The 7,249-nt window shown below is 35.9% G+C and carries 7 protein-coding genes and 1 pseudogene; 4 read left to right on the top strand and 4 right to left on the bottom strand.

Features of this window, described 5'->3' with window-relative positions; translation table 11 throughout:
• Nucleotides 1–97: 97 nt before the first annotated feature.
• Entirely contained in the window at nt 98–301 is a 204-nt protein-coding gene (locus tag ACP5Q2_RS07875; protein WP_013450160.1) for a cold-shock protein, read from the top strand.
• 111 nt (nt 302–412) lie between these two features.
• On the opposite strand, the gene ACP5Q2_RS07880 is transcribed toward ACP5Q2_RS07875, so the two are convergent.
• A complete protein-coding gene (locus tag ACP5Q2_RS07880; RefSeq protein WP_428098947.1) occupies nt 413–634 on the bottom strand; it encodes a DUF2905 domain-containing protein in 222 nt (73 codons plus the stop codon).
• Nucleotides 635–715: 81 nt separating this feature from the next.
• Here ACP5Q2_RS07880 and ACP5Q2_RS07885 point away from each other — a divergent pair, with 81 nt between their 5' ends.
• The gene (locus tag ACP5Q2_RS07885) at nt 716–2,140 is read left to right on the top strand and encodes an aldehyde dehydrogenase family protein (protein WP_428098949.1); all 1,425 of its coding nucleotides are present in this window, start codon (nt 716–718) and stop codon (nt 2,138–2,140) included.
• Between the two features lie 4 nt (nt 2,141–2,144).
• Nucleotides 2,145–3,212, top strand: coding sequence for a DUF362 domain-containing protein (locus tag ACP5Q2_RS07890; RefSeq protein ID WP_428098952.1), 1,068 nt, complete (start codon nt 2,145–2,147; stop codon nt 3,210–3,212).
• A gap of 175 nt (nt 3,213–3,387) precedes the next feature.
• Here ACP5Q2_RS07890 and ACP5Q2_RS07895 read toward each other — a convergent pair whose 3' ends face one another.
• Nucleotides 3,388–5,313: an AAA family ATPase gene (locus tag ACP5Q2_RS07895; RefSeq protein WP_428098955.1), complete on the bottom strand. Its 1,926-nt coding sequence runs from the start codon at nt 5,311–5,313 to the stop codon at nt 3,388–3,390.
• 161 nt (nt 5,314–5,474) lie between these two features.
• On the opposite strand from ACP5Q2_RS07895, the gene ACP5Q2_RS07900 reads away from it, so the two are divergent.
• On the top strand, nt 5,475–5,708 hold the full coding sequence (locus ACP5Q2_RS07900) for a hypothetical protein (protein WP_424605868.1): 234 nt from the start codon (nt 5,475–5,477) through the stop codon (nt 5,706–5,708).
• 2 nt (nt 5,709–5,710) lie between these two features.
• On the opposite strand, the gene ACP5Q2_RS07905 is transcribed toward ACP5Q2_RS07900, so the two are convergent.
• Together ACP5Q2_RS07905 and ACP5Q2_RS07910 are read right to left on the bottom strand one after the other, a co-directional pair.
• Nucleotides 5,711–6,649 carry a YeiH family protein gene (locus ACP5Q2_RS07905; RefSeq protein WP_428098958.1) on the bottom strand — a complete coding sequence of 313 codons (939 nt, stop codon included), beginning with the start codon at nt 6,647–6,649 and terminating at the stop codon, nt 5,711–5,713.
• A 168-nt stretch (nt 6,650–6,817) separates the two neighbouring features.
• Nucleotides 6,818–7,249, bottom strand: a pseudogene (locus tag ACP5Q2_RS07910) (hypothetical protein); the annotation flags it as partial.

The following is a 7,249-nucleotide window of genomic DNA, read 5'->3' on the forward strand; positions in this document are numbered from 1 at the left end:
TTTTTATTTTTATAAAAATATATTTGACAAAGGGAATTTTTTTGGTAATATCAAATTAGGGTGTAAACCCTGTAATTTAACAATGAGGTGAAATGTTATGAGTAACACAGGAACAGTTAAGTGGTTCAACGACACTAAAGGGTATGGTTTTATCACCAGCTCTACCGGAGAGGATGTATTTGTACATTACTCTGCGATTACTATGGATGGGTTTAAAAGCCTAAAAGAGGGAGATAAGGTAAACTTTGATATCGTTAAAGGTCCAAAAGGTCCTCAAGCAGCTAACGTTACAAAAGCTTAATCCCCGGAATATGAAGATGATGCCCGCCGAAAGGCGGGCTTTTTTATGCAAACAAATTATTAAAAAAGAGCTTAGGTTATAGATAGTGTATTAGCCATCAGTTGTAAAAAATCATTTCCGAAGAAAAATGTTTAAAACGATAGTCAATATAATACTTACTACAATTGAGGTGACTATTGGAAAATAGAAAGTAAAATTACCTCTTTTATAATATATATCCCCGGGCAGTTTTCCAAGACCAATTCTTTCTCCGAAATACAAAAATAAACCAACAGCAATAATTATCAGACCAAAAAATATTAACAATTTACCTATGCCACTGAAACCATCCATATCGTTAAATTTATAATTTTTCACTTGAAAGTCAAGAGGTAAAATGGTATTCTATTTTAATCAATTTTCTCAGGAGGTTTTATGGAGAAGAAAAAGCTTTTTATCGAGGGGAAGTGGGTTGATACCGGGAAATATATCGATGTAAAAAATCCTTATGATAACGCTATCATATCACAGATAGCAATGGCTGATGCAGAATGGACAGACAAAGGGATAGATTATGCTTACAAAAATAGATCTATTATGGCATCCCTCACAGCTAAGGAAAGGGGCGATATCTTGAATAAAGTCTCTCTATTAATAAAAGAAAATCTGGATGAACTTGCCATTACAATTGCCAGAGAAAGTGGAAAAGCTTTGAGATTTGCAAAAGGGGAGGTGCTTAGAAGCTCTGAAACTTTTCAGTTTGCTGCGGATGAAGCCAGAAGGTTGTCTGGTGAACTGGTGCCTCTTGATGCTGCAGCCACAGGGAAAAATAGATTTGGATACTATAAGAGATATCCACTGGGGGTGGTAGGAGCTATTACTCCGTTTAATTTTCCATTAAACCTTGTTTCGCATAAGGTTGCACCTGCCATTGCTGCTGGTAACTGCATAGTTTTAAAACCTGCTTCCACCACACCTCTTACTGCTGTGAAATTGGTGGAGATTTTACTGGAAGCTGGGCTGCCAAAAGAGGGGATTACGCTTTTGGTTGGATCTGGTTCCTCCGTGGGCAACAGAATGGTGGAATCTGACAAGATAGCCATGATAAGCTTTACCGGGTCACCTGAGGTGGGGCTTGAGATCAAAAGAAAAGCTGGGATGAAAAAGGTAACTCTTGAATTGGGTAACAATTCCGCCGTAATTATTCATAAAGATGCGGATATCGCTTCAGCTCTTCCAAAATGCGTGGTGGGGGGGTTTGCCAATTCTGGGCAGGTCTGCATAAGTATTCAAAGGATATATGTCCACAATGACATATATGATGCATTCACATCACAGTTTGTGGAAGCAGTAAAAAATACAAGCTACGGGTCTCAGCTGGATGAAAATGTCGTGGTGGGGCCAATGATTGAGGAGAAAGAGGCCATCAGAGTTGAGGAATGGATTAATGAGGCTGTAAACAATGGGGCCAAAATAGCCTGTGGTGGAAAAAGAAATGGTGCACTTCTGGAGCCAACAGTCTTACTTGATACCAATGAAACAATGAAGGTTGTGTACGAAGAGATTTTTGGGCCTGTTGTATGTATTATGAAGTATGAAACACTCGAAGAGGCTATTGAAAAGGCAAACAACTCGAAGTATGGATTGCAGGCGGGAATATTTACCAAGGATATAAAATCAGCCTTCACTGCAATTGATAAACTTGAAGTGGGTGGGGTTATGGTGAATGATATGCCAACATTCAGGGTTGACCAGATGCCGTACGGTGGTGTTAAACTATCCGGAACAGGCAGAGAGGGACCAAAGTTTGCTGTGGAAGAGATGACAGAGATAAAAACAGTGGTGTTTAACTTAGAGTAAAAATATGAAATCTATAGTATATTTTTCTGGTTTGAAAAACAAGAAGCATTCATCACCTTTAAACAAGATAAAAAAACTTATCAATCGCTGTGAGCCGGATAGATTATTTGCTAAAGGGGAGTTGATAGCCATTAAAACCCACTTTGGTGAGCTGGGAAATACAGCTTTTATCCCCCCAATTTACCTCAGACCAGTTGTGGAGGTACTTAAGGGGCTTAAAACCAATCCATTTCTGACGGATACCAATACATTATACGTTGGAATGAGGACGAATAGTGTGGATCATCTTCATAATGTCAATTGGAATGGGTTTGGATATTCTACCCTAGGTATACCAGCTATTATTGCGGATGGTTTAAGGGGTGAAAACAGCATCGATGTCCCCATTAATGGTAAGTACCTTTCAGCTGTAAAACTTGCTTCGGATATAGTGAATGCCGATGGTATGGTTTGTGTATCACATTTTAAGGGGCATGAAGTGTCAGGATTTGGCGGAGCTATAAAAAATCTCTCAATGGGATGTGCTTCGAGACAGGGGAAGCTGGAGATGCATTCTGTCACAAGACCAAAAGTACATCAGGATAAATGCACTGCCTGCGGAAGGTGTCTTTCTGCATGTGCGCATGATGCTATTGTGATAAAACCAAAAGCGTTTATCAACGAAAATTGCACCGGATGTGCAAGATGCATAGCTGTATGTCCTGAAAGTGCTATAGGTATAAACTGGGATGAAACCGTAGAGAATACTCAGCTAAAAATGGCAGAATATGCTTATGGAGTGCATAAATCTCTTAAGGGTAAGATCGTATATGTAAATATTCTGATAAACATTAGCCCTGCGTGCGATTGTTACCCTGGCAACGATGCCCCAATATGTGGCGATATTGGATTTCTTTCTTCACAGGATCCAGTTGCTATCGATCAGGCAAGCTATGATCTGGTGATGAATCAGTTTGGTGGGAAAGACCCATTTGTGGATATATATCCGTATCTTACTCCAGAAATTCAGCTTAAACATTCCGAAGAGATGGGGCTTGGAAGTAGACAATATGAGATTAAATATGTGGAATAACAGATTAAATTTCATCTTATAGCTCATTGATATTGCTTTTTATGATATTTAGTAGGTTTTTTTAATGATGATGCATCAATGGGCGAACACGTAGTTTTGCCCCTACGTATGGATTAGGAGCACAAAAAAAGTGGTGATAGTAGAATCTTAAATATTTGAAGAGTTGTTAAAAATCTTAGTGATTTTTATTTTTTAAGTTTCTTTTGGTATCAATCAAAAATGCTGCATCCAGAAGCAGTTGATTTGTGGATTTACCGATTGTTTTGGCAGGGATTGATTCGGCAGGGATATCAACTATATTGAATTCCCCCTCTTCTATTTCCATTAACTTATAAAAGGCATCGAGACCTTTATCTTTCTGGCATTCAGCATGCACCACTGAGCCTTTTTCAAAATAAATTTTACCCAGATAGTCATTACCAAACATCTCAAACAGACAGGTTTTGTTTGAAATAGAAAGCACCTGCACGAGGTCCATAGGACTTATATTTTCAAAATTACCAGATGTTTTCTTTGTTTCTGTAAGTGACCCTTTTCCGGCGGTAATTTTATCGTAAACATCTAAGAAATCATTAAGTCTTTTAAGGGCAAGGGGAGATATAGTTTCAAAGCTTACACCATATCTGTTTGAATTTCTAATATTTTTTACTTTACAAATTATATTCTCTATCAATTTACCATCAGGTAAAACAAACGATAATTTTAAAATATCACCTATACTTAGAGGTATTTCAGACTCGATCAGGGCTCCATTGAGATTCAAATCGATCATTTTACATTTGGAGGCATTGTTGTTTACCATCATAATGGAACCCAGGTTTACGGAATATCTTTTACTGCCCCGTAGTGAGGTTTCTGTATACCGTTTTGGGTATGAAAATATGACAATCTCATCAAAATCGGTTGGCTTGTGGAGAAGATGTGTTTTAAATTCTATAAGTTTATCTTGATAGCTATAACGGGCTGTGATATGTGATAAATTTTCCAGGAGATTTAGTAGATTGTTATTGATTTTTACAAAGATATAATTACCAAAATCCCATCCTAATATCTTTGAGGAAACAAAATAAGAATCTTTTTCCACAAATATAAGCTCATGACCTACTTGAAAATCTGAGAAATAATCCTGCTTTGATTTGCTTATATTATCTCTTCTAAGATTTATTTTAAACGTTTTTTGTATATGGTTTACTCCCTCTAAGATTTTTTCAATGTTTTGTTCTATTGTTGATAGTAAACAATTATCTAGATGAATGTCATCCGATTCCTCCTTTTTGGGTTGGTCTTCTTTTGTATTGTTGCTTAGAAAAAGTTTTGAAAGAAAACTGACCATATCTTTGTTTGCAATCTTATTATTGATAAGAAGGTTTGCGAATTGTCTAAAAAGGGCTGAAGTACTACCTTCAGGTTCATAGTATAGAATAGGCGTTTGATTATTTACGGCTTCAGGTATCTTGATGTTATAAGGGATGGGCCCCAGGAGTTCCACATCGATTTCGAGGAATTTTTTGACCGTTTCTTCAAATTTATCGAAAATATTTATAACTTGTGTTTTAGATTTTGCTTTATTAATAACTATATAGGTTTTTTTTACGATCCCTTTCTCTTTTAAAATTTTTAGAAGGCCATAGGCATCTTTTATGGATGTGATCTCTGGTATAATTACCACTATGAGTATATCTGACATTGCTATAAAATGTACCACTTCATCAGAAGCACCTGCTGCGGTGTCTATTATTAAGAATTCTATTTTTGATTTAAATTCATTTATCTTATTGGTAAGGATTGTTTTATCTTTATCAGTGAGATTGGTAAGCTTTGTTATACCAGTACCTGCTGGTATCAGAAAAAAATTTTCGTAGCGTTTAGATTTAAATATTATATCGTTTATGGTGACATCATCTTCTATAAGGTTTAAAATAGTTTTTTGAGGATTACTTCCGATGAGTAAAGATGCATTACCCAGAGATAGGTCGGCATCAAATAGAGCTGTTGGCTTCCCCTGTTCTGCTATGGATAGAGATAGATTTAAAGAAAAATTGCTTTTACCCACTCCACCTTTTCCACTTGCAACTGATATTACCGTAGTATTTTTATCCATATTACCCCCACCATAATCATAATAAATAATAAATTTTTTTCAATAAGATTATATTGAAATATTATAATAAATATTCAACTAACAGATGTTGTTTTAAGACAAAAAAACTCTTGAAAATTTCCCAACCTTTATTTAAAATACTTTTAAAAAAAGAGGTGTATATGAAAGAAAAGGTGTTGGATCTTAAAAAAAAGGTAATAGAATGGGAAGATATTTATGAACTTTTGGATTTAGACGATAGGCAGGAGCTCAAGAATATGAAGAAAGAGATAGAGCTTCTATTAAAAGATCTATCTGAAGATGATATAAGGTGGATAGATCATCAGATATCATATTGGTATGCAAGATATTTGGAGGTGGAAGTAAATACAAGAATCAGATTGTCTGAAGGGTGATATCAATTGTGATAATTTAAAATATTATAGTAAAGAAGCCCCAATGTGGAAACGCTTACCACAAACCAAAGAGCTACTCCCTGTATAAGTGGTCTGATACCTACTTCCTGTAGAGTTTTTCTGGAAAGCCCCGCACCTATGAGAAAAAGGGTCATAACTAGTATTCTTTTTGCAATAAAATTCAGATATTGCCAAATCTGAGCATAAGAAGGTAGAGAACTATTTATAAAAGCAGCAAAGATAAAACCCAATATAAATAGAGGTAAGTTGATTTTCCCTTTTTTCCCTTTGAATAATCCCACTGCGAAGGCAAAAGGGGCAATCCATAAGGCTCTTGTAAGCTTGACAGTGGTGGCTATGGATAAGGCTGTTGCACCGTAAACAGATGCCGCCCCAACAACACTACTCGTATCATGGATTGCCAGGGCTGAAAAAAGACCAAATTGAGTTTGGGAAAGATTTAGTAAATGCCCAATTGCGGGGAAAATTAATAGTGCTATTGCATTGAGAATAAAAACTGTAGCAAGGGAAACTGCCACCTGTTCGCTGTCGGCTTCTATGACTGGAGCCATTGCGGCTATGGCACTGCCACCGCAAATGGCTGTCCCAAAAGATATCAGTAAGGATGTTTTTTTATTAATGGATAATAAATTGCCAATGAGAAGTCCTACGAGAGTAGAAGCAAGTATAGTCGTAAAGGTAAGTAATATTGAATTTTTACCAACTTCAATCACTTTGTAAAAATTTACCCCAAATCCAAGCCCAACCACGGCTATTTTGAGTAAATTTTTGCTTAACTTTGCTGTAAGTGAAGGAAAAGGATTGCCAAACGATATAGAGAGTAAAACTCCAAGAATGAGAGCATGGGTTGATTCGATAAAAGGTAATCCACACAATAAAAACCCTATGATAAAGACGATCTTGAGTGTATTTATTTGCATTCTAACTCCATTTTGGTCGAATATATCAGTTTTAATTTAATTTGTAAAGCAGAAAAAATGAGAAATGTGGGATAAAAATTGTCTAAAAGGGTTTCAAAGATATACATCTCATTTTCATCTTACGAAATCTAATAAATTATTGATATTTTTTATACGTTGAGTGAGAAATTAACCACATAAATTTACCTCAATAGATCTGAAAAAGCTATAGCCTATTGCATAAGCATACAAGTATGTAAGAAGTGTAATACCCTTCCTCCATCTACTTAAAGTATTAAATTGTTTAAGTCTTGAAAATACTCCTTCTATAACCTGTCTTTGAGCTCTTTCCTCTTTAGTCTTACAAACATAAACATTTTCACATCCCTTATACCCTTTGTCCCCTATAACCTCAAAAAGATTGATTAACTCCTTAAACCATAGGCTCGTTTTAGCTCTTAACCTAAAAGACTTTACCTCATGATAACTAGCTGGATGAAACCAAACATCATACACAATTCCTTCCCTATCGCAAAGAACCATAACAAGAACTCCATAGTAAACCTCTTGAAAAACTACTTTCTGTTTATAGTGCTCGCTATATAGGTTCCTATTATGAAG

This window comes from Calditerrivibrio sp. (assembly GCF_049968475.1).
Classification (GTDB): Bacteria; Chrysiogenota; Deferribacteres; order Deferribacterales; family Calditerrivibrionaceae; genus Calditerrivibrio; species Calditerrivibrio nitroreducens_A.

Excerpts from the sequence above, each read along its gene's own strand:
- ACP5Q2_RS07875 (WP_013450160.1), top strand. The coding sequence starts at position 98 with ATGAGTAACACAGGAACAGTTAAGTGGTTCAACGACACTAAAGGGTAT.
- ACP5Q2_RS07880 (WP_428098947.1), bottom strand. The coding sequence starts at position 634 with ATGGATGGTTTCAGTGGCATAGGTAAATTGTTAATATTTTTTGGTCTG.
- ACP5Q2_RS07885 (WP_428098949.1), top strand. The coding sequence starts at position 716 with ATGGAGAAGAAAAAGCTTTTTATCGAGGGGAAGTGGGTTGATACCGGG.
- ACP5Q2_RS07890 (WP_428098952.1), top strand. The coding sequence starts at position 2,145 with ATGAAATCTATAGTATATTTTTCTGGTTTGAAAAACAAGAAGCATTCA.
- ACP5Q2_RS07895 (WP_428098955.1), bottom strand. The coding sequence starts at position 5,313 with ATGGATAAAAATACTACGGTAATATCAGTTGCAAGTGGAAAAGGTGGA.
- ACP5Q2_RS07900 (WP_424605868.1), top strand. The coding sequence starts at position 5,475 with ATGAAAGAAAAGGTGTTGGATCTTAAAAAAAAGGTAATAGAATGGGAA.
- ACP5Q2_RS07905 (WP_428098958.1), bottom strand. The coding sequence starts at position 6,649 with ATGCAAATAAATACACTCAAGATCGTCTTTATCATAGGGTTTTTATTG.